The organism is Janthinobacterium agaricidamnosum, from assembly GCF_003667705.1.
Taxonomy (GTDB): Bacteria; Pseudomonadota; Gammaproteobacteria; order Burkholderiales; family Burkholderiaceae_D; genus Janthinobacterium.
Genome location: NZ_CP033019.1, coordinates 2,917,525 through 2,943,463 on the forward strand (window position 1 = coordinate 2,917,525; position 25,939 = coordinate 2,943,463).

Genomic DNA, 25,939 nt, shown 5'->3' on the forward strand with positions numbered 1-25,939 from the left:
TTTTGCGTCCGCCGCCTTCCGCTCAGGCAGCGCTGGTGATCAGCCCGGCCGCGGCCGCCATGGGCAGCCACAGCATGGCGTCGGCCAGCACCTCGTCCGGCGGCCTGCCGCTGGACTGCGCAGCCTGCTGCGCGCACTGCGCCAGCGTCGCGCCGCCGGCCAGCGCCTGCAGGCAGTCAAATTGCCACGGCTGCAGCTCTTGCATGGCAAGCCGGTAATGCATGCGCGAGATGGCAACAAAGGCGGGACTGGCCTCCGGCTGGGCCGGAATGGCGTCGTCCGGCGCGGCCTGTGCCTGTTGCCAGAATGCACACAAGGGAAATGACAGGGCCAGCAACCGCGTGCACGGCGCCAGGCGCCAGGCCGGCGCATTTCCCAAAAGCAAGTCCAGACCGGACGGCAGGACGGGCTGCACCAGTTTTTCCAGCCCCGGCGCCCTGCCCGCCTCGCTGCGCGCCCGCTCCAGCCGCGCCAGTTCGACGGGAAAGCGCAAGACGTCCCCCTGCGCGCCGGCGGCACCCTGGCTGGCGGCGAGAAAATCGGCAAAGCCGCCGCCCAGGTCGTACAAGGTCGGGGAAGCGGACGGGTGGCGCCACACATAGGCGCGGGCAAAGAAGGCGAACAGCTCGTCGCCCATGACCTTGCGCAAGACGGGATAGTCGGCCTGCAGGCATTCGAGCAGACGCTGCACGTAGCCGTCCGCATGGATGTGCAGCGGCGCCGGCCCGCCCCGCGCCCGCTTCAACACTTGCTCCTGCGTCAAACCGTGGCGCTCGCTGGCCAACTGCGCGCCGCGCGCCGCACCGCCCGGCGCCGTCATGGCCGTCAGGAACCACGCCTGCAATTGCGCCAGCGGTGCGTCCGCGCGCGCGTCGCCGTCGGCGCTACGGGGCATGGGCGGCCTCCAGGTGAAAGCCCAGCGGCGCCGGGACGCCGGCCAGGCTCGCCGTGGCCGTGGCTGGTACGGCATCGGAAAACTCTCCCCGCCCGGCCGCGCGCGCCTTGTCGAGTTCGGCCAGCAGCTGCGGGTACGCCGGGATATCCGCATCCCATTCCAGCAGGGCCGACACGCCCCCCGTCAGCTGCTGCGCCAGCGCGTACAGGCGCCAGACGGCCGCCGGCACGGGGGCGTCGTGCGTGTCGATCAGCATGGCGCCGCAGACGGTGGGCCCGGCCAGGTGGATCTGCACGATGTGGTCATGCGGCAACTGGCGGATGTAGGCGGCCGCGTCATAGCCATGGTTATGCGCACTGACATGGACATTATTAACGTCGAGCAAGAGTCCGCAGCCCGTGTCCACCGCCAGGCGGCCCAGGAATTCCCATTCCGGCATGCTGGACTGGGCAAACTCCACGTAGGAGCTGGGGTTTTCCAGGATCAGGGGCCGGCCCAGGAATTCCTGTACCTGGCGCACGCGCGCGCCCACATGGCGCAGGCTGGCCTCGTCCAGCGGCAAGGGCAGCAAGTCATGGCTGTTGAGCGAGGCGGCGCCCGTCCAGCACAGGTGGTCGGAAATCCACGCGGGGCGGATCTCGGCGGCCAACTGGCGCAGCTTGCGCAGGTAGGCCAGGCTCAGGGGATCGCTGCCGCCGATCGACAGCGACACGCCATGCATGACGATGGGCACCTGCGCCGCCACCTGCTCGAGCACATGGCGCGCATAGCCGTGGTTGTCGATGAAATTCTCGCTGATGATCTCGAACCAGTCCACCTGCGGCCCGTGTTCCAGGATGTGCGCGTAATGGGGCGGGCGCAGCCCCACGCCCAGGCCCAGGTTCGGCAGGCCCAGGCGCGGCCGCGCCTCGTGCAGGATGCCCCGCATCAGGTCGACGGCGGCAAGGCCAGGCGCAGGTCGGTGGGCGCCGGCGGCGCGCCCACCGGCGTGCCGCGCGCGGCCATCACCTTGCCGTAGGCTTCCCATGCCTTGTCGTAGACATTGTCGCCGAGCGCAAAACTCATGCTCTGGCCCAGCGGAATGCTGCGGTGCTCGGGCGCGGGACCGAAATCGTACAGGGTCATGGTGGCGGGTTCGGGCGGGTCCTTCTTCGTGGTGTTCGGATACAGCTGCGAGGCCGAAATCGGCACGGCGCAGCCGCCGAAGCCGCCGCATTTGTTGTCGCTGGGCGCGCTGTAGACTTTATCGTCCTGCGGCGGCGGTGGCGGCACGTAGCACTCGCTGCCAGGCGCCGCGGCAGCCTTGACCGAATGGCCGCAGGACGAGCCGCCCGTGTCGGCCTGGGCAAAGCCGCAGCCGCCCTGGGCATGGCAGCCGTTGGAGCCGCGGCACGTATGGTAGACGGCCAGCGCGGCGCAGGTGGACGACGCTTCGCCCTCCAGATGCATGCCCTGGCAGGCGTGGTACAGCACGCCTTTCTCGGCCAGCGGCACGCCCGTCGCCAGGTTCGGCGCCTGGCCCAGCACGGCCCAGCAGATGGCCATGCGGTCGCCCGCGCCCACCATCGACGGATACGGAAACTCCAGTTGCTGGTTCAGCCAGTACTTGTCCAGCACGGAAGTGATGCCATAGATGGCGCCCGTGGCCACCGTGCTCAGCATTTGCAGGGTGCCGCCGGCGTCCTTCAGGCGGTTCAGCGCGCCCGCCACGGCAGCGGGCGCGGGGATGTTCTTCGGCGCGGTGGCCGGGTTGTAGCGCTCGTTGGTCAGCATGGCTTCGCTCCAGCGCCCGCCTTCCTTGTGCCAGCCGGCCCAGGTCTTGACGGGCAGCATGGCCTTGACCTGACCGAAACGCTCATAGTGATCGAACGGGGCGCTGTCGTGGCGCGCGGCCGCATCGCGCGATTCGGCGTCCTTGCCATTGTTCGCGTACGACGGGTAATCGCACTTCAAGGCGGCCAGGTCTTCGCGGTAGTCGGGCTGCACGGCCATCAGGCGCTGCCCTGCGTCACGGCGGTAGCGCTGGATGGCCGTGTCGCTGCCCTCGCCCTGGTCCGTGATGGCCGCCATCATGTCGATGGCCTTGTTGAACGAGCCCCTCTGGCCGCCATCCTGGTCCTGCGGGCCGAAGCAGGTGTCGAACTTGGGAAACTCGGCCCGCGCATGGCCCTGCACCTGGCTGTTGAACATGTCCTGCTGCACCGAGCCGGTGACGAACAGCTTGTGCCACAAGGTCTGGCCATCCGTGTATTCGATGCTGATATAGCGCGCGTAGCACTCATACATGTAGCCGATGGTACCGAACAGGGGCAGATCATGCACGTGCTTGCCCGGCGTCCAGCCCACGAACGGCACCTCGGGGAAATATTTGGTGTGGTTGTGCTCGTCAAACTTCGCCAGCTGGGCGCGCGCCTGCTGTTCCGGCTGCTCGATGGCGAGGAACAGGTCGCACTGGTTATCGTTCAGCTCTTCCAGGTTGACGCGCACGTGGCGGTAGCCGGCCGTGTCCTGCAAGTCGACGATGTGCGGGATCACCGTGCAATCCTTGCCGTAGCAGGTCCAGCCGTGGTCCTGCGACTGCAGCTCCGAGCCCGTGAAGCATGGCGCCGTGCCGATGGCCGTGGCCAGGTTGGCCGCCATCTGCAGGTGCAGCATTTCCTGGATGAAGACGCTGAAGATGATATTGAAGGCCTTCTGCTCATTCAGTTCGGGGCGCGCCGTGGTACCCATGCCCGGCCACTGGCGGCCTTCGTAGTAGGTGATGCCTTTCGAGTTGATCTGGTGCGTGCCCTGGATCGAATACATGGTGGCCATGTACAGGGGAATGGTGAACAGTTCCACGCTGACGGCTGCCTGGGCGATGGCGCGCACTGCCGCCGTATCGGTGGCCAGCATGTCGAGCGGACGGTTGCTGATGGCGGCCTGGGTGCTTCCTAAAACGGGCATTTTCATTCTGTCTCTCCACAGGAACGATGCGTTTCGGATATCGGACCGGGCCGCGCCATCTGCGTGCGCTGCTCACGGCACGGAAATCATACGCCTGAGAAAGATATTTTTGCGGCAATATTTATATGCCGGCCGACGCATTGAACTGCGCCTATGCAGCCGGCCTTGCACCATGAAAATAAGCGTTTCAGGCTGTCATTCGATGACAATTGAATAGAATCGGCGAAACGCGCGCGTGTATAAGCAGCGCACCGGCCATGGCCGGCGCGTCGCTTGCATGATGATAGTCAGGCACTTGGCGGCGGCTGGAAGGCGCAAAAGCCGGGCCACTGGTCGCGGCTGTCGCACACTTTCAGGCAGCCTTGATTGCCCTTGAACGTGGCGACGACCTTGATGCGAAAGCCATAGAGTGGCGTGGTGGCCAGGAAGGCGGACGGGCAGCTTTGCTCATTGCTGAAGCGGAAAGTGATTTCTTCGCGGCGGCCCTTGCGCGCAAAGCTCAGCATGAAGGTTTCATTGCTGTTCCACTGCGCCTTGCCCGGCACGCGGAAGCGATAGCGGGGGCTGCCCGGCTGCTGGCCGTCAAGTTTCTGGCCGAAGACGCGGCTGCTGGCCGTGGCCGTTTCCACCTTGGCGATCGGATACGGCACGGCAAACATATAGGTGCCGGCAAAACCCTGGTCGAAGCCGAGACCCTTCTGGTAAAACGGCACGACGATGTGCGGCGCGCCCGCGTATTCCACGCTATTGCGGGCCGTCACGCGCGACGTCAGCTTGTCATCGGGCGCTTGCCCGAAGACCACGTCCACTTCCACCAGCGCCTGGCTCTTGTCGATGTCTTGCGCCAGATAATCCCTGGGGGCGATTTCGCCATGCACGCAGCCGGCCAGCAAGGTGGCGGCGAGGCAGCCGGCGATCAGTTGAGGGGTGCTCATGGCTGTTTTCCTTCCGGCGGCGCGGAAGCGAGGCCCAGGCCCGTCACTTGCCAGCCGCCCTTGCCTTGTTTCCATTGAAATTGCTGGCCGAACCAGGCCAGTTCCAGCTCGCGCCGGATGCGGTTCGAATCCGTGCGGCCCTGGCGCGCCTTGATGGCGGCGCGCGCCTGCGCGGAAGCCGTTTCCGAGATCGGTTTCAGCCAGCGCTGATACGTGTCTGGCGGCAAGGCCAGCACGCCGGCCACGCCGTCGTCGCGCGTGGCGACGATGATCCCCACCTTCGTCAGCGCATTCGTCAGCGTATTCGTCAGATATGCGCCGCGCCGCCCGTCGGGCGAAACGGAGACCAGCATGGCGGGCGCGTAATCGCCCGTGACGCCGCCCGGCACGTCAAACCACAGCAGCTCGCCCGTGTCCGTATCGAGCGCGCGGCCGTCGCGGGCAAACAGCAGCATCTCGGGACGGCCCGGCTGCGGCACGCCCCATTCGGGGTCGCGCTCCGTGCGCACCATGCTGTCGCGCTGCAGGGGACTGATGGGGCGCATCAGCGGTTCGCCATTCTGCACGCCGATCAGTATCGTGCCCTGGCCCGTATAGCCCTTGGTGAATGCCAGCAGCATGGGCTGGCCCTCGCGCGTCGCTTTCAGCGGACGCACCTCCACCACTTCGCGCGCGCCGCCGGGCCAGTAGCCGTGCTTGCGGAAAGTCAAGGTAACGAGCGGGGCGTGGCGGTCACGCGTGACGACAAAGTCGCCGTATTGCTGCATCACCGGCACGTATGGCGCTTGCGCCTGCGCGGCGGGCACGATGGCGGCGGCCAGGATGGCGGCGGCCGCCAGGCGGTGTAAAGAAAAGAACAGCATGGCATCCTGTAAAGGTCGCGCTGGGCGAAGGAACGCCATCATAAACGATTCATCGCCAGCAATACTGTCCAATAGGAAACATCAGCGGCGCTGGATTTCGATCAGTTCGATCTCGAACAGCTTGGGCCACAGTTTGCCCGTGACAAACAGGCGTTTTCCCCGTGCATCCCAGGCGATGCCGTTGAGCACGGCGTCGGGATTGGCCGTGCCCCGCTGCTCGGGCGGCAGCAAGCCCGTCAGGTCGATCCAGCCCACGACCTTGCCGCTGGCCGGGTCGACGCGGGCGATCACATCCGCGCCCCACACATTGGCGAACAGTTGCCCGTCGACCATTTCCAGCTCGTTCAGCCGGTCGATGGGCCGCCCTTCGGCTTTCACTTCGAAGCGGCGCACTTCCTTCAGGGTTTTCGGATTGAGCACGCGGATGGCCGACGTGCCGTCGCTCATGTAGACGAATTGATTGTCGCTGGCCAGGCCCCAGCCTTCGCCCGGGTAGCTGAATTTGCGTTTCAATTTGAAGGTCTTCACGTCGAAGACATAGCCGGTCTGCGAAATCCACGTCAGGCCCAGGAGCTCATCGCCCACATCCGTGATGCCTTCGCCAAACACATTCTTGTCGAGCATGCTTTTCTGCAGCACCTTGCCCGTCGTCAATTCCACCTTGCGCAAGGAGGACTGGCCATTCTGGCCCGTGCTTTCATACAGATGGCCATCCTTGAACAGCAAGCCTTGCGTGAACGCCTGGGGGTCGTGCGGATAGGTGTTCTTGACGAAATAACCATACACGGGCAAGGCGGCCTGGGCGTAGCCCATTTCGCTCATCAGGCCCACGGTGCATAACAATCCCAGCAGCAATGAGCCGGCCGTGCGTTTAAGTCTGGTATTGACGTTGATGTTCATCGGGTCGGGCGGAAGTTGGCGAGCGCCTATTGTAAACGTGCCGAGTCCGCCATGCGCGCCCTGACGAGCTCCAGCCAGGCGCGCGCCGCGAACGACAGCCGCCCGCCCCGGCGCCAGGCCAGCATCAAATTCCACTCCACGGGCGGGCCGTCCAGGGGGATGACGTCAAATTGCGCGGCATCAAGCGTGTCGCAATACATCTTCGGCAGCAGGCAGATGCCCACGCCCAGGCGTACCAGCGAGGCAATGAAATCCCACTGGCCGCTGCGGCCCGTGATGCGCGGCGCGAAACCGGCCCGCTGGCAGGCATCCTGCACGATGTCGTTGAGGGCAAACGCGGCGCCATAGAAGATGAAGGGGCTGTCGGCCAGCTCGGCCAGGGCCACGGCAGCGCGCCCCTGCCACGGCGAGCCAGGCGCCGCCAGCAGGCACAGCGGCGAGCGCACGAGGGGCAAGGCTTCGAAATCCTGCCAGGTGGCCGCGTTGCCCGGATAGTCGAGCATGGTGCCCAGTTCCACCGTGCCGGTGCGCAAGTCGCGCTCGATCGCCTGCGTGCCGCTTTCATACATTTTCAGTTCGATGCCCGGATAGCGCTGGTGGTATTCGGCCAGCCATGGCGCCAGGGTGGAGTGCGTCTGCGGCGACACGCCGACGCGCAATTCGCCCCGTTCCAGATGTTGCAGGTCACGCAATTCCACCTTCAGTTCCGCATGCAGGGCCAGCAGTTCATGCGCGCGCGACAGCACCACCTTGCCCGCGTCCGTCAGCGTAAAACGCTTGCCCGCGCGGTCCAGCAGGGCCAGGTCCAGCGATTGCTCCAGCTGTTGCACCATCTTGCTGACGGTGGGCTGCGTCACGTGCAGCCTGGCGGCCGCGCGCGTAAAACTGGCTTGCTCGACCACTTCGACGAAGTAGCGCAGGGAGCGGATATCCATGATGCATTCCAATATCGAATGATAATCATGAGTTTAAGTCATTTTATCTTTTGATGTGGGCTCACTACAATGAAAACCTCCCCCATCCGTTTGAAAGCCTGCCGTGAAAGCCGTCCCTTGTTCCACCGCCGCCCCACTCTCCATCCCTGTCTGGCGCCAGCCCGCGCAGACCGCGTGGCAAGTGGGCATCCTGATCGCCGCCTGGTGGCTGGCCGACGCAGCCGCGTCCGCCCTGCACTTGCCGTTCTCCGGCGGAGTCGTGGGCCTGTTCGTGCTGGTGGCGCTGCTGCTGGCGGGCTGGGTGCGCCCCGCCGCCATCGAACTGGGCGCGAACTGGCTGCTGGCCAATATGCTGCTGTTCTTCATACCGCTGGTCGTATCCGTGGTGCAATTTACGCAACTGTTGAAGTCGCAAGGTCTGATGCTGTTCGTAAATATCGGCCTGGGCTTTGCCTGCGTGATGCTGGCGACGGCGCTGACGGTGGAAGGGGTGTGCCGCTATGAACGCAAGTTGCGTCTGAATAAGCTGCTGCGCCAGCGCGCCGCGAGGGCGCAAGCATGAGCACCCTGCTGCTGTCGCTGCTGTTCCTGCTGCTGACCCTGGTGCTGTTCTACGCCAACCAGGCCGTGCACCGCCGCCACCCGCATTTCTTGCTGACGCCCGCCATCTGCACCTCGGCCATCTTGATCGTCATCGTGCAGGCCACGTCGACGCCGTTCGCCACGTATTTCGGCGAGACGCGCTGGCTGCCGTGGCTGCTGGGCCCGGCCACCATCGCGTTTGCGCTGCCCATCTTCCAGGAGCGCAAGCTGATCCGCAAGCACTGGCTGGCCTTGTCGCTGGGCAGCTGCGCCGGCATCGTGGCATCGGTCGCCGCCACCTTGCTGCTGGACCGGGTATTTGGCGTGCACGGCGACATGGCGCGCAGCCTGCTGGCACGCTCCGTCTCGACGCCGTTCGCGCTGGAAGCGTCGCGCCACATGGGCGGTTCGGCCCAGCTGACGGGCATCTTCGTGGTGATGACGGGCTTGTTCGGCTTGATGCTGGGCAAGCCGCTGCTGAAACTGCTGCCCTTGCGTATGCGCATCGCCCGTGGTGCCCCCTATGGCGCGGCCGCGCACGGCTTCGGCTTGTCCGTGGCGCGCCGCGTGGGCACGGAAGAAGGCGCCGTGGCCAGCCTGACGATGATCTTTTCCGGCATCGTAACGGTGCTGCTGGCGCCGCTGCTGGGACATGTGCTGGGCTAGCGGCCCGCTTGCAGCGCCTGCATGCCATGCACGATCAGGTCGATGCCCGCCAAAAAATCCTCGCGGTCGTCGTGCGCGCGCAACTGACCCGCCACCTTGCGGGCAAACGGAAAGGCCTGCACATCGAGGCGTGACCAGGCGCCCGCCAGGGTGTCGAGGAAATGCGCGCGTTCCAGGCCCTGTTCCCGGGCGATGACGGCATTGGCCGCATTCTGCCCGCTCACGCCCAGCAGATAATTGAGCAAGGCGCATGCCGCCATCCACTGCCGGTCCTGCGGCACGCCCAGCGCATCGACCTGCCGGCCCAGGCGTTCCAGGATGCGCACGGTGGGCAGCTGGCCCGGCGCGCGGGACAGGGCCGAACCCAGCCACGGATGCGCATCCATCGCCTCGAACATGGCCAGCGCCACTTCGCGGATGCCCGCCTGCGGCGTATCACCAGGCGGGGCGGCCTGCATGGCGCGGGCGACGATGGCGTCGCTGGCGGCCGTGAACAAATCATCCTTGTCGGCCACGTGCCAGTAGATGGCGCCCGCTCCCGTCGCCAGGCGCGCGGCCAGGGCGCGGAAGGTCAGGCCGCCCTCGCCTGCCGTGTCGAGCAGGGCAATGGCGGCGTCGATGATGGAGTCGCGCGTCAGCGAGTCGGCGCGTCGTGGTGGGGTCGCTACGGTATCGGGCATCGCTTATCTTGACACAGATGATGGCTTGCCGCAAAATTCTTCTGGAACGCCGTTCCACTACTATTTTGAACACCACCTGAAGGATCACCATGCAAATCGCCATCATCGGCGCGGGCCTGGGCGGGCTGATGCTCGCCCGCGTGCTGCACGTCCACGGCATCGCCGCCACCGTGTATGAAGCGGATGCGTCGCCCCAGGCGCGCCGCCAGGGCGGCATGCTCGATATCCACGAGGAAAGCGGCCAACAAGCGCTGCGGGCGGCCGGCCTGCACGACGCCTTCCGTGCCCTCATCCATGTGGGCGGCGAAGCGAGCCGCGTGCTCGACCAGCATGGCACGGTCCTGCACGACGAGGGCGACGATGGCACGGGCGGGCGTCCCGAAGTGCCGCGCGGCGAGCTGCGCCGCATCTTGCTCGATGCCTTGCCTGAAGGCTGCGTGCGCTGGGGCCACAAGCTGACAAACGTCGCGACGCTGGACGACGGCAGGTACATGCTGAGCTTTGCGCATGGCGCCACGGCGGCCAGCGATCTGCTGGTGGGCGCGGACGGCGCCTGGTCCCGGGTGCGGCCGCTGCTCTCCAGCGCGCAGCCCGCCTACAGCGGCATTGCCTTCATTGAAACGTATCTGTTCGACAGCGACCGCCGCCACGGGGCCACTGCGCAAGCCGTGGGCGCCGGCGCCCTGTTCGCGCTGGCGCCGGGCAAGGGCATCCAGGCTCACCGCGAAGCCGATGGCGTGCTGCATGCGTATGTGGCCCTGAGTAAACCCGAAGAGTGGCTGGCAGGCATCGATTTTGCCGATCCCGCCGCCGCGCGGGCAGCCATCGCCGCCCAGTTTGCCGGCTGGGCGCCGGCGCTCACGGCCCTGATCACGGACGCGGACACGCCGCCCGTGCCCCGTCCCGTGCACCTGCTGCCCGCCGGCCACCGCTGGCAACGCGTGGCAGGCGTGACCTTACTGGGCGACGCGGCCCATTTGATGGCGCCGGCCGGCGAAGGCGCCAACCTGGCCATGCTGGACGGCGCCGAGCTGGCGCAGGCGCTTGCCGCGCACCCAAGCGACGTGGAAGCGGCCTTGCTGGCATATGAAACGGCGCTGTTTGCGCGCAGCAGCGCGGCCGCGGTGGAGTCGGAACGCATCCTGCGCCTGTGCTTTGACGACGACGCGCCGCATAGCCTGGTGCGGTTCTTCACAGGCATGCGGGACGCCGGCCCGGCACGCACAGTGTGAAAGGCGGCGCCAAAGCCCCACGCCGGCGGCCTTTATCGGGGATAATACGTCTTTCCCCATTCCAAGCAGCCGCGCCACGATGAAATACCCCGCAGTCCTTCCCTTCAGCGACATCCTGCCACGCCTGCATGAATTCGACGCCATCATCGACGTGCGCAGCCCGTCCGAGTTCGCGGAAGACCACTTACCGGGCGCCATCAACCTGCCCGTGCTCGACGACGAGCAGCGCGTGCGCGTCGGCACGCTATATAAACAGACCAGCGCCTTCGAAGCGAAGAAGCTGGGCGCGGCGCTGGTGGCGAAGAATATCGCGCGGCATATCGAAGACGGTTTCCTCGGTCACCCGCACGAATGGAAGCCGCTCGTCTACTGCTGGCGCGGCGGCAACCGCAGCGGCGCCATGGCGCACATCCTGGCGCGCATCGGCTGGCCCGTCACGCAACTCGACGGCGGCTACAAGGATTACCGGCGCCACGTGAATGCCGAACTGGCCACCCTGCCCGAGCGCTTCGATTTCATCAACGTGCTGTGCGGCCCGACGGGCAGCGGCAAGAGCCGCTTGCTGCAAGTGCTGGACACGCAAGGCGCGCAAGTGATCGACCTGGAACAATTGGCAGCGCACCGCGGCTCCGTGCTGGGCGGCTTGCCCGAGGAAGAGCAGCCCTCGCAAAAGGCGTTCGAAAGCGCGCTGTGGCAGCAGTTGCGCCAGTTCGACCCGGCATTGCCCGTCTTCATCGAATCGGAAAGCAAGAAAGTAGGCCGCGTGCGCGTGCCCGACGCGCTGATGGACAAGATGCGCGCGGCCGCCTGCACCGACGTGCGGCTGGCCACGGACCAGCGCGTGCAATTGCTGATGCAGGACTATGAACATTTCGTCGGCGACCCGGCCCGCCTGAATGTGCAGCTGGCCCTGTTGACGCAGCTGCATGGCAAGGAGAAAATCGCCCATTGGCAGCAGCTGGCGACGGCGGGCCAGATGGCCGAGCTGGTGGAGGAACTGCTGGTCCAGCACTACGACCCCGTCTACCGGCAATCGATCGCCCGCAACTTCAGCCGCTACGCCCAGGCGACGCCGCTGGTCTTGCCCGATATTTCAGAACATGCCTTTGAGCAAGCCGCGCGCGCGTTGTGTGGTATTGTCGGCACTAATTCCCCCTAAAGACGCAGTGCCGGGGTCGGCCCCTGAGAGTCCGACCCCAGACCTTGCGTTTGGGGTAAAAATGATCATCGTTGTACACAACATCAGCAGGAATTTCCATGTCAGATAGCGCAGCAACATCCAATACCCCCATCCGATTGACCGAATTTGCCCATGGCGGCGGCTGCGGCTGCAAGATCGCGCCCGGCGTGCTGGCCGACATCTTAAAGGGCAGCGGCGGCTTTCCCCTGCCGAAAGAATTGCTGGTCGGCATAGAAACCTCCGATGACGCGGCCGTCTACCAGCTCAACGACGAGCAGGCGCTGATCGCCACGACGGATTTCTTCATGCCCATCGTCGACGACCCGTTCGACTTCGGCCGCATCGCCGCCACCAACGCCATTTCCGACGTGTACGCCATGGGCGGCACGCCCATCATGGCGCTGGCCCTGGTCGGCATGCCGATCAACAAGCTGCCCGTGGAAACCATCGGCCTCATCTTGAAAGGCGGCGAAACCATCTGCGCCCAGGCCGGCATCCCCATCGCGGGCGGCCACACCATCGATTCCGTCGAACCGATCTATGGCCTCGTCGTGCTGGGTCTCGTGCACCCGTCGCAAGTGAAGCGCAATGCGGGCGCGCGCGCCGGCGACAAACTGGTATTGGGCAAACCGATCGGCGTGGGCATCCTGTCGGCCGCGCTGAAGAAAAATGCGCTCGACGCGGACGGCTACGCGTCCTTGATCGACAACACCACCAAATTGAATACCCCAGGCAAGAAACTGGCCCTGCTCGATGGCGTGCATGCGCTGACGGACGTGACGGGCTTCGGCTTGCTGGGCCACACGCTGGAGCTGGCACGCGGCGCCAAGTTGCAGGCGCGCATCGCCATGGCTGACGTGCCGCTGCTGCCGCAAGTGCAGCAACTGGCGCAGAATGGCAACATCACGGGCGCCTCGGGCCGCAACTGGCAGGGTTACGGTGCGCAAGTGGCGCTGGATGACAGTCTAACTGCCATCGACAAGGCGATCCTGACGGACCCGCAAACGGCCGGCCCCCTGCTGGTGGCCTGCGCGCCGGAAGCCGTCGAACAGGTGCTGGCGATTTTCCGCGCCGAAGGCTTTGGCGACTCCGTCGTCATCGGCGAGATGCAGGATGGCAATACCGGGGTTTCCGTATATTAATGAACAATCTTTCAAAGGCAGTCCCATGACCACATTCTCCAACAAGTTCCCCGCCATCCTGGCCACCGTCGCCGCCACCCTGGCCATCCACAGCGGCCTGGCGCAGGCGCAGCAAGTGCTGCGCGTGTCCGCCATCCCCGACGAAGCGCCGACGGAGTTGCAGCGCAAGTTCAAGCCGCTGGGCAGCTATCTGGAGAAAAAGCTGGGCATGAAGGTGGAATTTACGCCCGTCACCGATTACGCGGCGTCCGTGGAAGGCTTGATCAATCACAAGCTCGACATGGTCTGGTTCGGCGGTTTCACGTTTGTACAAGCCAACGTGCGCAGCGGCGGCAAGATCGTGCCGCTGGTGCAGCGCGAGGAAGACACGAAGTTCCGCTCCGTGTTCGTGACCACCAGCAAGGACATCAATCAATTGTCGGACCTGAAAGGCAAGAACTTCACGTTCGGCTCGGAATCGTCGACCTCGGGCCATTTGATGCCCCGTTACTACTTGCTGGCCGCCAAGATCAACCCGGACACGGACATGAAGCGCATCGCATTCTCGGGCGCGCATGACGCCACCGTGGCCGCCGTGGCCGGCGGCAAGGTCGACGCGGGCACCTTGAACATTTCCGTATGGGAAAAGCTGGTCGAAGCGAAAAAGGTCGATCCAAGCAAGGTGCGCGTGTTCTACACGACACCGGGCTACTACGATTACAACTGGAGCGTGCGCGCCGACATGAACCCCGTCGTGCGCAAGAAGCTGACGGACGCCTTCCTGGCGCTGGACCCATCGACGGCCGAAGGCAAGGAAATCCTCGAGCTGCAGCGCGCGACCAAATTCATCCCGACCAAGGCCGAGAACTACAAGGATATCGAAGCGGCCGCGCGCGATGCGAAGCTGTTGAAGTAAACTACGTCGTCGCGTTTTATCGTAGGTCGGATTAGCGGCAAAGCCGCGTAATCCGACACAAGCAATAATGCCAACAATGTTGTCGGATTACGGCCTCCGGCCTAATCCGACCTACGCTGCCGTCGCATGGCGTAATCCGACACACCAACGCCCCCATACCGAACATCGCATGACATTCCAACTTCACAAGGTCAGCGTCCACCACGCGGGTGCCGCCGGCAATGCGCTGGCCCTGCGCGAGCTGGACCTGGACGTGGCCCAGGGCGAACAGATCGCCCTGATCGGCCCTTCCGGCGCCGGCAAGACCAGCCTGCTGCACACCTTGGCCTGCGCGCTGCGCCCGGCATCGGGCACATTGCACATCCTGGGCACGTCGCCCTGGCAAGTCGGCAGCGGCGAACGCCACGCCTTGCGCGCTCGATTATTCCTGGCGCCGCAAACGCCGCCGCTGCCGCCGCGCCAGCGCGTCGTCAACGCCGTGCTGGCGGGACGCTTGCCGCAATGGAGTTTGTGGACGGCCATCCGTTCGCTGGTCGCGCCCGTCGATCCGCGCGCCGCGTGGGAAGCACTGGGCAAATTCAACCTTCAGGATAAGCTGTACGCCAGGGTCGACCGCCTGTCCGGCGGCGAACGCCAGCGCTGCGGCATGGCGCGCGCGCTCGTGTCGGATGCACAAGTGTTCCTCGTCGACGAACCCTTGTCCGCGCTCGACCCCACACTGGCCTTGCAGACGATCCATGTGCTGCAGGCGGAAGCGACGGCGCGCAACGCCACCCTGATCTGCAGCCTGCACCAGGTGGAGATCGCGCGCGCCTGTTTTACGCGCATCATCGCCTTGCGCGACGGCAAGATCGTCTTCGACTTGCCTGCTAGCGAGGTCAGCGACGCCATGATCGCCGAGCTGTACCGCAACAAGGCCGACGCCGCGCCCCAGTTCGAGGCGGTGGAGGCGAACCTGGACGCCGCGAGGCCCCTTTGCTGAAGAGCGCCGACGCCGCCATGCCGCGCGACCCCGCCTGGCGCGGCCGCCTGACCGGGGCTGCCATCGTGCTGCTCGTGCTGTGGCCGATGCTGGTGCAGGCCGAATTCAAGCCGTGGATACTCTGGGATGCGCAAAGCCTGGCCGCCACCTGGCAATTCATCGCCAGTTTCGTGCCGCCCGCCCACTCGCTGGAATTTTTGCAACTGGTGGCCATTTCCAGCTGGGAAACCATCGCCATGGCCACGGCCGGCATGGCACTGGCCATGCTGGGCGCCATTCCCCTGACCTTGCTGGTGACGGAGCGCTTGTCGATTTCCCGCATCGGTTCCGGCCGGGTGGCGCCGCTGGCCGCCGCGCTGCGCCACGCGGTCCGTGCGCTGCTGGTGCTGCTGCGCAGCGTGCCGGAACTGGTCTGGGCATTGCTATTGGTGCGCATCGTGGGACTGGGGCCGACGGCGGGCGTGATCGCCATCGCGCTCACGTATTGCGGCATGCTGGGCAAGGTGTATGCGGAAATCCTCGAATCATCGGACGCCGCCGCCTGCAACGCGCTATTGCACAACGGCAGCGGCAGATTAAAAGCCTTGCTGTACGGCGCCCTGCCCGAATCGGCCGCGGAACTGGTATCGTACACGATCTACCGCTGGGAATGCGCGATCCGCGGCTCCGTCGTCATGGGATTTGTCGGCGCGGGCGGCCTGGGCCAGCGCATGGATGAATCGATGAAGATGATGGCGGGCAATGAGCTGGCCACCATGCTGATGGTGTTCGTGCTGCTGGTGGCGGGCGCCGACGCCGTCTCCGCCATGCTGCGCCGGAGGCTGGCATGAAGACTGAACCGATGTTGCCCGCCCCTGCCCCCGTGCGCTGGTCGACCTGGGCCTTGCTGGCCGGTCTGCTGCTGCTGGTCATCGCCAGCTTCGCCACCCTGCCCCTGAAATGGGGAGAATTCTTCAGTGCCGATGCCGTGCGCACGACGGCCGATTTCCTGCACGGCTTCGCCCCGCCCGAGCTGGCCAGCCCCTTCCTGATGAAAGTGGGCATTGCCACCTTTGAAACACTTGCCATGTCGGCCATCGGCACGGTGATCGCCGCCATCCTGGGCGCGCTGCTGGCCCTGCCCGCCAGCGGCCGTTTCGGCAGCCTGGCGCGCAACGCGACGCGTGGCGTGTTGAATGTGCTGCGCTCGATCCCGGAGCTGGTGTGGGCCTCGATCCTGCTGATCGCCGCCGGCCTGGGCCCGTTCGCGGGCACACTGGCGCTGGCCCTGCACACGGTGGGCGTGCTGGGCCGCTTGTTTGCCGACGCGTTCGAAAACTGCCCGCCCTTGCCGGCCGCAACCCTGCGCATCAACGGCGCCCGGCCTGCGGTGGCCTTTTTGTACGCGACCTTGCCGCAGTGCGGGCCGCAGATGATGTCCTACACTTTGTACCGCTGGGAAAACAATATCCGCGCCGCCGCCATCCTCGGCGTCGTCGGCGCGGGCGGCCTGGGGCAGATGCTGAAATACCATCTGTCGCTGTTCCAGATGCAGAACGCCGCCACCGTCATCGTCGCCATGCTGCTGATGGTGGCCGCCGTCGATGGCCTCAGCTACCTGCTGCGCCGCGCCATGACCCGCTAATTTTCACTTTTCACAAGGAATGCCCATGTCAGGCTGGTGGACGATTATCTCGACAGAAACGCCGGAACAAATGGCCGATATGACGAAGGTCAACAAGGAAGCGTTTCTCGCCACGTGGGAAGCGGGCCTGTTCGGCGCCGACTGGATCGCGCAATTGTGTGAGCAAGGCAAGGCGACCCAGCTGGCCTTCAACGGCTTCCCCAACCGCTACACGGCCTCGACGGACGTCATCGCGCCCCTGCTGCTGGCGGGCATCGCCGAAGCGCAGGATGGGGAATTTCCGCAAGACAAGCCCACGGGCTGGCCCGGCAGCATTACCGTGTATCCGGAGCGCATCGCCGCCTGCAGACCTGGACAGTTGCTGACCATCGAAGTGTGGGACCAATCGTAAATGATGATCAGAGGCAAATGATTTACACTGACAGCTGAACAATAAAGGAGTCCATGCATGGGATTGGCAATAACAGTCGGCGCTCTGGCCGACCTGCACGAAGAAGACCCGGAAGGCGCGCAATGGTTGGCCGATTCCCTGGCGCAAGCGAACGCCCTGCTGCAAAAAGCGGGCTTGCCGCAGCATGGCGAACCGCTGGTCTTGCCGCAACTGCAGTCGCGCGCATCGCTTGATTCCTTTCCATACAGCTACCTGCATTATTTGCGCCGCGCGTATGCGCATGCGGTCCAGCATGGGCAATGGCAGGCCACGCCGCTGGCCGAAGGCGAGGATCCAAGCGAAGATCCGGTGCTGGAAGCAGCGCAGGATGACCTGGACAGCCACCTGCTCTGCCATTCCGATTGCGAGGGCTTTTATTTCCCCCTCGTCTTCGACGACGTCATTTTTGCCGATGATGAACATCCGCTGCTGGGCGGCATGCTCGGTTCCTCGTACAGCCTGCGCGCCGAACTGGTCACGGTCGCGCCCGCGCTGGGCATTTTCCTGCTCGGCGACGAGTTGAGCGATGAAGAAGCGGCACGCATCAATGCACGCATCGACGCAGAAGACGGTCTCGAGCGCGAACTGATCGCCTGGCTGGCCGCGTATGAGGCATGCAGGCTCAGCATCGAACACAAGACGGCGATCGTCTTCAACTGAGCATGCTGATACGGCCCACCACCGCCAGCGACTGGCCGGCGCTGAAAGCCACGCGCCTGGCCGCGCTGCTCGACGCCCCCACGGCCTTTGGCGCCAGCCACGCCAGCGCGGCCGCTTTTTCCGATGCCGACTGGCAGCAGCGCGCCGTCAGCACGCCGCAGCGCACGTTTTTCCTTGCCTTTGACGGAGAACAAGCCATCGGCCTGGCCGCGCAAGTGGTGGCCGGCAATGGCGAATGCCATTTGATCGCGATGTGGGTACAGTCCGCATATCGGGGCCTGGCCGTGGCGCAAGGCTTGGTCGAGGCCGTAAAACAATGCGCGGTGGACAATGGCCATTCCCGGCTGGTGCTCGACGTCGCGCCCGAGAATGCGCGTGCGGCGGCGTTCTACCAGAAGCAGGGGTTTGTCTTTTTGCCCGAATGGGAAGCGCTGGAAAGCCATCCGCATATCCGCGTGCAGAAAATGGCGTGGCGAGCGGCGGCGTGAACTCGCTCCGTACCCGCAACAACCGTTATGCGGCCATCCTGGCGCTTCAGGCAATGGTAAGCAGAGAGTGGCAATTTTATGTGTAACTGCAAGGAACTGCCTCCGGCAATTGCCGATCTCGATAATGGGCGAAGGCACTTTGATTACCAGGGTGCGCAAGCCTTTGCCGCCTATTTCCAGCAGTTCGATGCCGAAGATCTTTCCCCGGCGCTCGACCATGAAATTTCAAACTATGCGTGCAAAATATGCTTGCAAAAGTGGTATGTGGAATGCGCGCCTGAGCAGACAAGCTGGCCCGTATTTGCCATGAAAGACATGACAGGCAAGCTGACCGCGCACTCGGCCGGTGTGGCGGCGCAGAAGGCTTTTCTGGAAGTGCTTGCCCACGGCGGCTTTTCAGAGGAACGGTGTTTGTTCAAACACTGCAGCGGATTGACTTTGAACGGCCGCTTCGTCTGCTACGCGCACCTGCAGTAATCGTCCAGGAGCGGTCCTGGCTGGGCTTGTTATTATCATGAGGAATCGACGTACTATGCCGAAACACAAAGCACTTTCTGATGGGCTTGCACTGATCTTTCAAGGTATCGCCCATCTCCATTCAACATTTCCAAACCGGAAATTTACCGTTGATGGCCGGCTGGTTGGCGATATCGGGGAAATCATTGCGGAGCTTGAATACGACATCATTCTGGACGCAGTATCGCAACCCGCCTACGACGGCGTTACCAGCGATGGGCAGAAACGCGTGCAAATAAAGGCAACTTTCAAGGATAGCTTGACCTTCAAGGGTACACCCGATTACTTTCTCGGCTTTAAGCTCTTCCCCGATGGGCGTTACGAGGAAATCTATAATGGTCCGGGGAGCTTCATTCATGACAGATACGCGCATCGGCGCGGCATAGGCAGTACATTGCTTTCCTTTCCCAATGCAGTTTTAAAAGAACTTTCAAGTGCCGTGGCACCCGGGTCCAGAGTTCAAAAACGCGGCAGCTAAACAAATGGACAGCATCATGAATATCTGAGCCTACCCGGCCACGTAACAACACAGGGGGAATCTGTGATTCCTGCAGCGTCCGAATGGCGTTTGCTCACGCAATTCCGACAAGAGCAATGTGCACCTTGAAGCACCGCATGCTGAAAAACAGCGATTTCAAGCATTCCATTTATCCGGATTGACACCCTGTCTTAAATATCTGCATTCACCTGCGGTTTTTTTCTACACTTGCTTTTCCCTCAATGCGCGCAATAACCCCTGTATTTCTTATGCGCCGGGAATACGGATGCCAAGGTGGTTTTGGCTTGACAAGCAATTAATTGAGATTCAAAGGAAGAGAATGAATATGGGTGCAGTCAAAAAAGCCGGTCTTCTGCTGTGTTTATGCGGCGCTGCGCTGCAGACCCATGCTGACACCGCGCAAACAGCGCAGCACGCCACAGAGCCATCCCCATCCGCGCAGGATGCGGCAGCATCCGTCAACGTGAAAGGCGTCCGCGACCCGGACTGGAAGCCCTACAGTGCCATGCTCAAGGGCGTCAAGCGCTTCGAGGAAAAGCATGCGCTGGCGCCCGGCACGGAGTTGAAATTCATCCTGGAGCCGTGCCGACGTCGACATGCATGGCATCGCGCTGCGGCTGGAAAGCGACGAGGCGGGCCTGGCGATACCGTTGGGCGAGCGCAATATCTTCAGCTTGCCCGTCGGACAGGGTCCGCTGTACGACAAGGCCGAGCTGACAGTGAACCGCAAGGCGGGATCGGTCCGGTGGATACCCTACGTCAGGAGCGCGGCGACCAGCGACACGCTGCGCCGCTTGGGCGACCTGCGGCTGGCGTGCGAAGTCCACTGGGCCATCGACAAGGAGACCTTGCCTTTCGCCATGCGCACCATGATGAGCGCAATGGGCGGGCCCTGCAATTTCGTGTCGCAGAAAGGCACCTACAGCTTTACGGAAACGCGGCGCATCACGGCCGCGACGATCAGTTTCAATGGGAAAAGCGCGCCCGTGCCATTCAGCGGCTCGTGGTTCACGCCGCCGTTGCGGGAGCAGGACTGGAGCGATGAAAGTACGATCGAACTGGCATTCGACAACGACCAAACTGCGCAGTGACTACCGGAATGTCTACTTGACCCGCTGCTTTTCCAGCTTGCGCGCCAGGGTGCGCCGGTGCATGCCCAGCCTTCTTGCCGTTTCCGAAATATTGAAATCCGTCTCGGCCAGCATTTCGTGGATGCGTTCCCATTCCAGGGTCTTGATGTTGGTGGCGCGATTCGTCAGTTCGATGTCGGCGTTGCCGGCCACGTGGCCGAAAGCCGCTTCGATGTCGTCCGTGTTCGACGGTTTCGCCAGGTACTGGCAGGCGCCCAGCTTGATGGCTTCGACGGCCGTGCCGATGCTGGCGTAGCCCGTCAGCACGACGATCAGCATTTCCGGGTCGTGCTGGTGCAGCATCTGCACGCAGGCCAGGCCGGACGTATTGCCATTGAGTTTCAGGTCGACGACGGCGTAGTCGGGGCAATGCTGTTCCAGCAAGGCGCTCGCTTCGTCGAAATTGGTGGCCAGGATGACCTGGTAGCCGCGCCGTTCGAACGAGCGGCCAAGGGTGCGGGCAAACGCGGCGTCGTCTTCGATGATCAATAACAGACGGTCATCCTGCATGGTGGTCGCTTTCTCTTTCCAGTTTGATGGCCGCCAGCGGCAAGGCCAGGTGCACCACCGCCCCGCCCTGCACCCGATTGCGCGCCGTCACCGTACCACCTAAAGTACGCGCGACATTCACCACCAGGAACAGGCCCAGGCCGCCGCCGGGCTTGCCCTTGCTGCTTTGATATGGCTTGCCCAGGTGCGTCAGCATCGACGGCTCGAAGCCGGGGCCCGCATCGGTAACGACCAGGTGCAAGGCGTCCGCTTCGCGCGTCGCTTCGAAGCGCAGCCACTCGGGCGACGCTTCCAGCGCATTGTCGAGCACATTGCAGATGGTTTGCTTCAGGGTCGAATCGAAGACGACGGGCACGTCGTGCTCGATGCGGTTATCGTACTCGAAATCATGGATCGGCCGGCTCGTACGCCACTCGTCGACCAGGTCGTTGAGGAAGGTATTGATCGTCGTTTTCACGGAAGACTCCCCGCGCGCCTCGCCCGCCGACAATAAAATGCCGCTGACAATGCTCTTGCAGCGCTGCAATTGCGCCTGCATTTCCGTGATTTCTTCCAGCAATTCGCTGTTCTTGCTCAATTCCGGCATGCGGCGCCAGTCGCCGAGGATGACGGACAAGGTTGCCAGCGGCGTGCCCAGCTCGTGCGCGGCGCCCGAGGCCAGCAAGCCCATGCGGATGATGTGCTCCTCTTCCGCCGCGCGCTGGCGCAAGTCGGCCACCTTGGCGTCGCCGGCCCGCTGGTTGCGGTTGATGCGCGTGATGAAGACCACCAGCAAGGCGGCGTTCAAAATAAAACAGATCAGCAGGCCCTGCACGTACAGGCTGGAAAAACCGCGCTCGGGGTCGATCGGCAGGATCAAGGGGCCGGGCAGCAAGGCCAGGCCCGCCAGGCACAGGCTGGTAATGGCCACCATGATCCAGGTCGACCACACTTCCAGCAGCACGGCGCTGAGGATGACTTGCAATAAATACAGGAAGGCAAACGGATTGCTGATGCCGCCGCTCAGGTAGAGCTGGGCCGTCAGCACGGTGACGTCGACCAGCAGGGCAAGAAACAGGGCCGTATTGGACACGGGCTGGCGTTCGTGCCAGCGCAACAGGCTGGCCAGGTTGAAGGCGATCAGGCAGGACAGCACTTCGAGCATGTAGGGCACGGGCAAGGCGATGCCCAGTCCCACGCCCACGCCGAAGATGGTGCTGATCTGGCCGATCACGGCCAGCCAGCGCAGCTGGATCAGCAGCTTCATGTTCTGGTGGCCGGCCGGATGTTCCATCTCGGCCGCCACGGCGCCGCGTTCTAGTACCTCGCGGTTGGGCAGGATTTCAATCCTGCCCGGCATGGTCGCTTTCCTGGCGATCGGCATTGCCCGCCTTGCGCGCGCGGCGGCGCTTGTCTTCGCGCACGATCCACCATGTGATGCCGACCACCATCAGGGCCAGCGCGAACCACGTCAGTGCATACACGAGGTGGTTGTTGTGGAACGAGATCACGGTCAGGCCGCCGACGGGGGCGTCACTGGCCGTTTCCGATTTCTCTTTCGCATCGACGAAATATGGCGCCACGTTGGTGAGCATGTGCGAGGCGGCGATGGCGGCCACGTCGCGCGAATACCAGTGCTGCGTGGCAGGACTGTTTTCACGCAAGAAACCGCCGCCCGTCTCGCTGATGCGCAGCAAGCCGTCGACCTCGACGATGCCGGCCGGCGTGCTGGCGGCGATGCCGGCGCGTTTCGGCACGAAGCCGCGGTTGATGAGCACGGTGCTGCCGTCGGCTAGGCGCAAGGGCGTCACCAGCCAGTAACCGCTGCCCAGTGCCGTCGTTGCTTGCACCAGGGTATTGAATAGGGGGAGATAGGTACCGGAGAGTCGCACATGGCGGTATTCATCCGTTTGTGGCGTGATGCTGGCCCAGGCTGCGGGTCCAGGCGCGTCCGTTGCGGGCGCATGTACGCGTTGTTCGACGCGCTCGATCAGGTCAAGCTTCCAGAACAGGCGCTTGACTTGCCAGGTTCCCAGGACACAGAAACCGGCAAACAAGATCCCCGCCAGCAAGGCCAGTGCATACCGCATAGCCATGCCGCGTGGGCCTGGCGCGGCATCTTGCGATGCGGCGCCAGGGGCGCGCCCGGTGTTGCTTGGGCGCGTATTACTCATCATGGAGCCGTTTTCGTATGCATGTACTCAGGCATCAGATCCGGCATCATGTTGTGGTTCATGTGGTACATGACCCACAGGGAACCGGCCATGGCGATGCCCACGATCATGATCGTGAAGATCAGCGCCATCATGTTCCAGCCGCCTTCGGACTTGGTGTTCATGTGCAGGAAGTACACCATGTGTACCACCACTTGAACCGCCGCGAACGCCAGCAGGACCAGACCCATGGTGCCCGAGTTGGTGATGGCTTTCGTCATCACCAGCCAGAACGGAATGGCCGTCAGGATCACCGACAGGATGAAACCGATCGCGTAGCTTTTCAGGCTGCCATGATCGTGGTTGTCATGGTGGTGGCTATCGCCGTGTGTGTGGTGGTCGCTCATGGCAGCACTCCCATCAGGTAGACAAAGGTGAAGACGCCGATCCAGATGACGTCCAGGAAGTGCCAGAACAGCGACAGGCACATCATGCGGCGGCCGTTTTCCGGGGTCAGGCCATGCTTGTTCAACTGGAACATCAGGGTCACGAGCCAGATCACGCCGAACGTCACGTGCAAGCCGTGGGTACCGACCAGGGCGAAGAACGACGACAGGAACGCGCTGCGCTGCGGACCGGCGCCTTCGTGGATCAGATGAATGAATTCATACATTTCCAGCGACAGGAAGGCCAGGCCGAACAGGCCCGTGATGCCCAGCCAGACCAGGGTGCTGCGCAATTGCTTGCGCTGCATGGACAGCATGGCGAAGCCGTAGGTGATCGACGACAGCAGCAGCATGGCCGTGTTGACGGCCACCAGCGGCAGGTCGAACAGCGCGGCGCCCGTCGGGCCGTCCGCATAGCTGCGGCCGACCACGGCGTACGTGGCGAACAGACAGGCGAAGATCAGGCAATCGCTCATCAGGTAGAGCCAGAAACCGAGCAAGCTGCCGTTTTCCGGGTGGTGCTCGCGCACAAAGTAGCTGCGCGTGCTTGGTGCGGCGCCAGCGGCGCCGGTGTTATGGGCGATGGTATCAGACATGGCTGCTCAGCAATTTAGTATAAGCGTCTTCGGTACGGACCACTTCTTCCGCAGGAATGTAGTAATCGCGCTTGTAGTTAAAGGTATGGACGATGATGGTAATCATCATGATCGCGAAGCCGATGCCGGCGACGAGCCACATTTGCCAGATCAGGCCAAAACCAACCAGTGCGGACAGTGCGGCGATCACGAAACCAGCCCAGGTGTTCTTCGGCATGTGGATCTTCGTGAAACCGGACGTCGGACGCTGGTAACCGTGTTTCTTCATGTCGGTCCATGCATCGAGTTCGTGCACTTGCGGTGTGAAGGCGAAATTATAGTCTGGCGGTGGCGACGACGTCGACCATTCCAGCGTACGGCCGCCCCATGGGTCGCCGGTGACGTCGCGCAGGGCGTGACGGTTGCGGAAACTCACATAGAACTGCATCAGCAGGGAACCGATGCCCAGCGCGATCGAGACGGCGCCAAACCAGGCGATGATGGTCCAGATTTGCAGCGATGGATCTTCAAAGTGGTTGACACGGCGGGTCACGCCCATCAGGCCCAGCACGTACAGCGGCATGAAGGCCAGGTAGAAGCCGACGAACCAGAACCAGAACGAGCATTTGCCCCAGAACGCGTCGAGCTTGTAGCCGAAGGCTTTCGGGTACCAGTAGTTAATTGCAGCAAATACACCGAACACCACGCCGCCGATAATCACGTTATGGAAGTGGGCGATCAGGAACAGGCTGTTATGCAGCACGAAGTCCGCTGGTGGCACGGCCAGCAGCACGCCGGTCATGCCGCCGATGGTGAAGGTGACCATGAAGCCGATCGTCCACAGCATAGGCAGTTCAAAGCGGATACGGCCGCGGTACATGGTAAACAGCCAGTTGAAGATCTTCGCGCCCGTCGGGATCGAGATGATCATCGTCGTGATGCCGAAGAAGGAGTTGACGCTGGCGCCCGAACCCATGGTGAAGAAGTGATGCAGCCATACCAGGTACGACAGGATCATGATGACGCAGGTGGCGTACACCATCGAGGCGTAGCCGAACAGACGCTTGCTGCTGAACGTGGCAACCACTTCCGAGAACACGCCGAACAGCGGCAGGATCAGGATGTAGACTTCCGGGTGGCCCCAGATCCATATCAGGTTGACGTACATCATGGCGTTGCCGCCCAGTTCCGTCGTGAAGAAGTTAAAGCCGGCAACGCGGTCCAGCGACAGCATGGCCAATACGGCCGTCAGCACCGGGAAGGCGGCGACGATCAGGATGTTGGTGCACAGTGCGGTCCAGGTGAAGACGGGCATTTTCATCCAGGTCATGCCTGGTGCGCGCATCTTGACGATGGTGGCGATCAGGTTGACACCGGACAATAGCGTCCCGACCCCGGCAATCTGCAAGGACCAGATGTAATAGTCTACCCCCACGTCCGGACTGCCGACGATGCCCGACAGCGGCGGATACGCAAGCCAGCCCGTGCGGGCGAATTCGCCGACGAACAGCGAAGCCATGACCAGGGCGGCGCCCATGGTGGTCATCCAGAAGCTGAAGTTGTTGAGGAATGGGAAAGCCACGTCGCGCGCGCCGATCTGCAGCGGCACCACGTAGTTCATCAGACCCGTCACGAAAGGCATCGCGACGAAGAAGATCATGATCACGCCGTGGGCGGTGAAGATCTGGTCGTAGTGATGCGGTGGCAGGAAGCCGGCATTGTCGCCAAAGGCGATCGCCTGCTGGGTACGCATCATGAGCGCGTCGGCAAAGCCGCGCAGCAGCATGACCAGGCCCAGGATCATGTACATGATACCGATTTTTTTATGGTCGATACTGGTGATCCAGTCGCGCCACAGGGTACCCCAGACGCGGAAATACGTCAGTGCCGCAACGAGTGCGATACCGCCCAGGGCGACCATTGCAAAGGTCGCCAGCAGGATAGGTTCGTGAAATGGAATTGCATCCCAAGTCAGACGGCCGAATATAAGCTTCGTCAGATCAATATGGTCTAGCATTGTTACTCTCAGAGAAAAAAGGGAGGCGCCAGGCAAGCGGCGCCAGTATCTGCAGCGCCACTACGATGCGCTGCGGGAT

The 25,939-nt window shown here is 63.4% G+C and carries 29 protein-coding genes; 15 read left to right on the forward strand and 14 right to left on the reverse strand.

Features of this window, described 5'->3' with window-relative positions:
• Positions 1-22: 22 nt before the first annotated feature.
• From D9M09_RS13045 to D9M09_RS13075, 7 genes are all read right to left on the reverse strand, one after another.
• Positions 23-895 (reverse strand): HvfC/BufC N-terminal domain-containing protein, encoded by an 873-nt coding sequence (locus tag D9M09_RS13045; protein WP_121669492.1) that lies wholly within the window; start codon positions 893-895, stop codon positions 23-25.
• Entirely contained in the window at positions 885-1,823 is a 939-nt protein-coding gene (bufB, locus tag D9M09_RS13050) for an MNIO family bufferin maturase (RefSeq protein ID WP_121669493.1), read from the reverse strand. Before bufB ends, D9M09_RS13045 begins: the two co-directional genes overlap by 11 nt.
• Positions 1,823-3,847, reverse strand: a complete 2,025-nt coding sequence (locus D9M09_RS13055; RefSeq protein ID WP_121669494.1) for a ferritin-like domain-containing protein — start codon at positions 3,845-3,847, stop codon at positions 1,823-1,825. Before D9M09_RS13055 ends, bufB begins: the two co-directional genes overlap by 1 nt.
• A 281-nt stretch (positions 3,848-4,128) precedes the next feature.
• Positions 4,129-4,776, reverse strand: a complete 648-nt coding sequence (locus tag D9M09_RS13060; protein WP_121669495.1) for a hypothetical protein — start codon at positions 4,774-4,776, stop codon at positions 4,129-4,131.
• Positions 4,773-5,639 carry a hypothetical protein gene (locus tag D9M09_RS13065; RefSeq protein ID WP_205602361.1) on the reverse strand — a complete coding sequence of 289 codons (867 nt, stop codon included), beginning with the start codon at positions 5,637-5,639 and terminating at the stop codon, positions 4,773-4,775. Before D9M09_RS13065 ends, D9M09_RS13060 begins: the two co-directional genes overlap by 4 nt.
• An 81-nt stretch (positions 5,640-5,720) precedes the next feature.
• The gene (locus D9M09_RS13070) at positions 5,721-6,539 is read right to left on the reverse strand and encodes a glutaminyl-peptide cyclotransferase (protein WP_121669496.1); all 819 of its coding nucleotides are present in this window, start codon (positions 6,537-6,539) and stop codon (positions 5,721-5,723) included.
• Between the two features lie 26 nt (positions 6,540-6,565).
• The gene (locus D9M09_RS13075; protein ID WP_121669497.1) at positions 6,566-7,474 is read right to left on the reverse strand and encodes a LysR family transcriptional regulator; all 909 of its coding nucleotides are present in this window, start codon (positions 7,472-7,474) and stop codon (positions 6,566-6,568) included.
• A gap of 103 nt (positions 7,475-7,577) precedes the next feature.
• On the opposite strand from D9M09_RS13075, the gene D9M09_RS13080 reads away from it, so the two are divergent.
• Together D9M09_RS13080 and D9M09_RS13085 are read left to right on the forward strand one after the other, a co-directional pair.
• Complete coding sequence (locus D9M09_RS13080; protein WP_121669498.1) at positions 7,578-8,036, forward strand: CidA/LrgA family protein; 459 nt, start codon at positions 7,578-7,580, stop codon at positions 8,034-8,036.
• Complete coding sequence (locus D9M09_RS13085) at positions 8,033-8,722, forward strand: LrgB family protein (RefSeq protein WP_070310414.1); 690 nt, start codon at positions 8,033-8,035, stop codon at positions 8,720-8,722. The genes D9M09_RS13080 and D9M09_RS13085 overlap by 4 nt, the downstream gene beginning before the upstream one ends.
• Here D9M09_RS13085 and D9M09_RS13090 read toward each other — a convergent pair.
• Positions 8,719-9,402 carry a TetR/AcrR family transcriptional regulator gene (locus tag D9M09_RS13090; protein ID WP_121669499.1) on the reverse strand — a complete coding sequence of 228 codons (684 nt, stop codon included), beginning with the start codon at positions 9,400-9,402 and terminating at the stop codon, positions 8,719-8,721. The genes D9M09_RS13085 and D9M09_RS13090 overlap by 4 nt on opposite strands.
• Before the next feature lie 89 nt (positions 9,403-9,491).
• On the opposite strand from D9M09_RS13090, the gene D9M09_RS13095 reads away from it, so the two are divergent.
• From D9M09_RS13095 to D9M09_RS13155, 13 genes are all read left to right on the forward strand, one after another.
• Complete coding sequence (locus D9M09_RS13095; RefSeq protein ID WP_205602362.1) at positions 9,492-10,634, forward strand: FAD-dependent oxidoreductase; 1,143 nt, start codon at positions 9,492-9,494, stop codon at positions 10,632-10,634.
• A gap of 79 nt (positions 10,635-10,713) precedes the next feature.
• The gene (gene mnmH / locus D9M09_RS13100; RefSeq protein WP_121669501.1) at positions 10,714-11,793 is read left to right on the forward strand and encodes a tRNA 2-selenouridine(34) synthase MnmH; all 1,080 of its coding nucleotides are present in this window, start codon (positions 10,714-10,716) and stop codon (positions 11,791-11,793) included.
• A gap of 98 nt (positions 11,794-11,891) precedes the next feature.
• Positions 11,892-12,956 (forward strand): selenide, water dikinase SelD, encoded by a 1,065-nt coding sequence (gene selD / locus D9M09_RS13105; RefSeq protein WP_121669502.1) that lies wholly within the window; start codon positions 11,892-11,894, stop codon positions 12,954-12,956.
• Positions 12,957-12,981: 25 nt separating this feature from the next.
• Positions 12,982-13,851, forward strand: a complete 870-nt coding sequence (locus D9M09_RS13110) for a putative selenate ABC transporter substrate-binding protein (RefSeq protein WP_070218836.1) — start codon at positions 12,982-12,984, stop codon at positions 13,849-13,851.
• Between the two features lie 169 nt (positions 13,852-14,020).
• On the forward strand, positions 14,021-14,833 hold the full coding sequence (locus tag D9M09_RS13115) for a phosphonate ABC transporter ATP-binding protein (protein ID WP_121669503.1): 813 nt from the start codon (positions 14,021-14,023) through the stop codon (positions 14,831-14,833).
• Between the two features lie 17 nt (positions 14,834-14,850).
• Positions 14,851-15,663, forward strand: a complete 813-nt coding sequence (locus tag D9M09_RS13120) for a PhnE/PtxC family ABC transporter permease (protein ID WP_121671074.1) — start codon at positions 14,851-14,853, stop codon at positions 15,661-15,663.
• A complete protein-coding gene (phnE, locus tag D9M09_RS13125; RefSeq protein WP_070288457.1) occupies positions 15,660-16,457 on the forward strand; it encodes a phosphonate ABC transporter, permease protein PhnE in 798 nt (265 codons plus the stop codon). The genes D9M09_RS13120 and phnE overlap by 4 nt, the downstream gene beginning before the upstream one ends.
• A gap of 25 nt (positions 16,458-16,482) precedes the next feature.
• Positions 16,483-16,848, forward strand: a complete 366-nt coding sequence (locus D9M09_RS13130) for a hypothetical protein (protein WP_121669504.1) — start codon at positions 16,483-16,485, stop codon at positions 16,846-16,848.
• A gap of 57 nt (positions 16,849-16,905) precedes the next feature.
• Positions 16,906-17,547 (forward strand): hypothetical protein, encoded by a 642-nt coding sequence (locus D9M09_RS13135; protein ID WP_121669505.1) that lies wholly within the window; start codon positions 16,906-16,908, stop codon positions 17,545-17,547.
• 2 nt (positions 17,548-17,549) lie between these two features.
• Entirely contained in the window at positions 17,550-18,035 is a 486-nt protein-coding gene (locus tag D9M09_RS13140) for a GNAT family N-acetyltransferase (RefSeq protein WP_121669506.1), read from the forward strand.
• Between the two features lie 78 nt (positions 18,036-18,113).
• Positions 18,114-18,512 (forward strand): hypothetical protein, encoded by a 399-nt coding sequence (locus tag D9M09_RS13145; RefSeq protein WP_121669507.1) that lies wholly within the window; start codon positions 18,114-18,116, stop codon positions 18,510-18,512.
• 55 nt (positions 18,513-18,567) lie between these two features.
• A complete protein-coding gene (locus tag D9M09_RS28990; protein WP_162995667.1) occupies positions 18,568-19,029 on the forward strand; it encodes a DUF6998 domain-containing protein in 462 nt (153 codons plus the stop codon).
• 617 nt (positions 19,030-19,646) lie between these two features.
• Complete coding sequence (locus D9M09_RS13155) at positions 19,647-20,141, forward strand: hypothetical protein (protein ID WP_121669509.1); 495 nt, start codon at positions 19,647-19,649, stop codon at positions 20,139-20,141.
• Positions 20,142-20,153: 12 nt separating this feature from the next.
• Here D9M09_RS13155 and D9M09_RS13160 read toward each other — a convergent pair whose 3' ends face one another.
• Genes D9M09_RS13160 through cyoB form a run of 6 tightly spaced genes read right to left on the reverse strand, consistent with a single transcriptional unit; the run spans position 20,154 to position 25,860 of the window.
• On the reverse strand, positions 20,154-20,690 hold the full coding sequence (locus D9M09_RS13160) for a response regulator transcription factor (protein WP_099377157.1): 537 nt from the start codon (positions 20,688-20,690) through the stop codon (positions 20,154-20,156).
• Entirely contained in the window at positions 20,680-22,029 is a 1,350-nt protein-coding gene (locus D9M09_RS13165; RefSeq protein WP_121669510.1) for an ATP-binding protein, read from the reverse strand. The genes D9M09_RS13160 and D9M09_RS13165 overlap by 11 nt, the downstream gene beginning before the upstream one ends.
• Positions 22,013-22,846: an SURF1 family protein gene (locus D9M09_RS13170; protein ID WP_121669511.1), complete on the reverse strand. Its 834-nt coding sequence runs from the start codon at positions 22,844-22,846 to the stop codon at positions 22,013-22,015. The genes D9M09_RS13165 and D9M09_RS13170 overlap by 17 nt, the downstream gene beginning before the upstream one ends.
• Positions 22,843-23,229 (reverse strand): cytochrome o ubiquinol oxidase subunit IV, encoded by a 387-nt coding sequence (cyoD, locus tag D9M09_RS13175; RefSeq protein ID WP_034788483.1) that lies wholly within the window; start codon positions 23,227-23,229, stop codon positions 22,843-22,845. Before cyoD ends, D9M09_RS13170 begins: the two co-directional genes overlap by 4 nt.
• Complete coding sequence (gene cyoC / locus D9M09_RS13180) at positions 23,226-23,864, reverse strand: cytochrome o ubiquinol oxidase subunit III (protein WP_121669512.1); 639 nt, start codon at positions 23,862-23,864, stop codon at positions 23,226-23,228. The genes cyoD and cyoC overlap by 4 nt, the downstream gene beginning before the upstream one ends.
• Complete coding sequence (gene cyoB, locus D9M09_RS13185; RefSeq protein WP_121669513.1) at positions 23,857-25,860, reverse strand: cytochrome o ubiquinol oxidase subunit I; 2,004 nt, start codon at positions 25,858-25,860, stop codon at positions 23,857-23,859. Before cyoB ends, cyoC begins: the two co-directional genes overlap by 8 nt.
• Positions 25,861-25,939 lie beyond the last annotated feature (79 nt).

Coding starts and splice junctions, on each gene's coding strand:
- D9M09_RS13165 (WP_121669510.1), bottom strand. CDS start 22,029: ATGCCGGGCAGGATTGAAATCCTGCCCAACCGCGAGGTACTAGAACGC.
- phnE (WP_070288457.1), top strand. CDS start 15,660: ATGAAGACTGAACCGATGTTGCCCGCCCCTGCCCCCGTGCGCTGGTCG.
- D9M09_RS13065 (WP_205602361.1), bottom strand. CDS start 5,639: ATGCTGTTCTTTTCTTTACACCGCCTGGCGGCCGCCGCCATCCTGGCC.
- cyoB (WP_121669513.1), bottom strand. CDS start 25,860: ATGCTAGACCATATTGATCTGACGAAGCTTATATTCGGCCGTCTGACT.
- D9M09_RS13145 (WP_121669507.1), top strand. CDS start 18,114: ATGTGTAACTGCAAGGAACTGCCTCCGGCAATTGCCGATCTCGATAAT.
- D9M09_RS13090 (WP_121669499.1), bottom strand. CDS start 9,402: ATGCCCGATACCGTAGCGACCCCACCACGACGCGCCGACTCGCTGACG.
- D9M09_RS13085 (WP_070310414.1), top strand. CDS start 8,033: ATGAGCACCCTGCTGCTGTCGCTGCTGTTCCTGCTGCTGACCCTGGTG.
- cyoD (WP_034788483.1), bottom strand. CDS start 23,229: ATGAGCGACCACCACACACACGGCGATAGCCACCACCATGACAACCAC.
- D9M09_RS13110 (WP_070218836.1), top strand. CDS start 12,982: ATGACCACATTCTCCAACAAGTTCCCCGCCATCCTGGCCACCGTCGCC.
- D9M09_RS13045 (WP_121669492.1), bottom strand. CDS start 895: ATGCCCCGTAGCGCCGACGGCGACGCGCGCGCGGACGCACCGCTGGCG.
- D9M09_RS13055 (WP_121669494.1), bottom strand. CDS start 3,847: ATGAAAATGCCCGTTTTAGGAAGCACCCAGGCCGCCATCAGCAACCGT.
- D9M09_RS13140 (WP_121669506.1), top strand. CDS start 17,550: ATGCTGATACGGCCCACCACCGCCAGCGACTGGCCGGCGCTGAAAGCC.
- D9M09_RS13160 (WP_099377157.1), bottom strand. CDS start 20,690: ATGCAGGATGACCGTCTGTTATTGATCATCGAAGACGACGCCGCGTTT.
- D9M09_RS13095 (WP_205602362.1), top strand. CDS start 9,492: ATGCAAATCGCCATCATCGGCGCGGGCCTGGGCGGGCTGATGCTCGCC.
- D9M09_RS13135 (WP_121669505.1), top strand. CDS start 16,906: ATGGGATTGGCAATAACAGTCGGCGCTCTGGCCGACCTGCACGAAGAA.
- D9M09_RS28990 (WP_162995667.1), top strand. CDS start 18,568: ATGCCGAAACACAAAGCACTTTCTGATGGGCTTGCACTGATCTTTCAA.
- D9M09_RS13155 (WP_121669509.1), top strand. CDS start 19,647: ATGCATGGCATCGCGCTGCGGCTGGAAAGCGACGAGGCGGGCCTGGCG.
- D9M09_RS13120 (WP_121671074.1), top strand. CDS start 14,851: ATGCCGCGCGACCCCGCCTGGCGCGGCCGCCTGACCGGGGCTGCCATC.
- bufB (WP_121669493.1), bottom strand. CDS start 1,823: ATGCGGGGCATCCTGCACGAGGCGCGGCCGCGCCTGGGCCTGCCGAAC.
- D9M09_RS13170 (WP_121669511.1), bottom strand. CDS start 22,846: ATGATGAGTAATACGCGCCCAAGCAACACCGGGCGCGCCCCTGGCGCC.
- selD (WP_121669502.1), top strand. CDS start 11,892: ATGTCAGATAGCGCAGCAACATCCAATACCCCCATCCGATTGACCGAA.
- D9M09_RS13075 (WP_121669497.1), bottom strand. CDS start 7,474: ATGGATATCCGCTCCCTGCGCTACTTCGTCGAAGTGGTCGAGCAAGCC.
- mnmH (WP_121669501.1), top strand. CDS start 10,714: ATGAAATACCCCGCAGTCCTTCCCTTCAGCGACATCCTGCCACGCCTG.
- D9M09_RS13070 (WP_121669496.1), bottom strand. CDS start 6,539: ATGAACATCAACGTCAATACCAGACTTAAACGCACGGCCGGCTCATTG.
- D9M09_RS13060 (WP_121669495.1), bottom strand. CDS start 4,776: ATGAGCACCCCTCAACTGATCGCCGGCTGCCTCGCCGCCACCTTGCTG.
- D9M09_RS13130 (WP_121669504.1), top strand. CDS start 16,483: ATGTCAGGCTGGTGGACGATTATCTCGACAGAAACGCCGGAACAAATG.
- cyoC (WP_121669512.1), bottom strand. CDS start 23,864: ATGTCTGATACCATCGCCCATAACACCGGCGCCGCTGGCGCCGCACCA.
- D9M09_RS13115 (WP_121669503.1), top strand. CDS start 14,021: ATGACATTCCAACTTCACAAGGTCAGCGTCCACCACGCGGGTGCCGCC.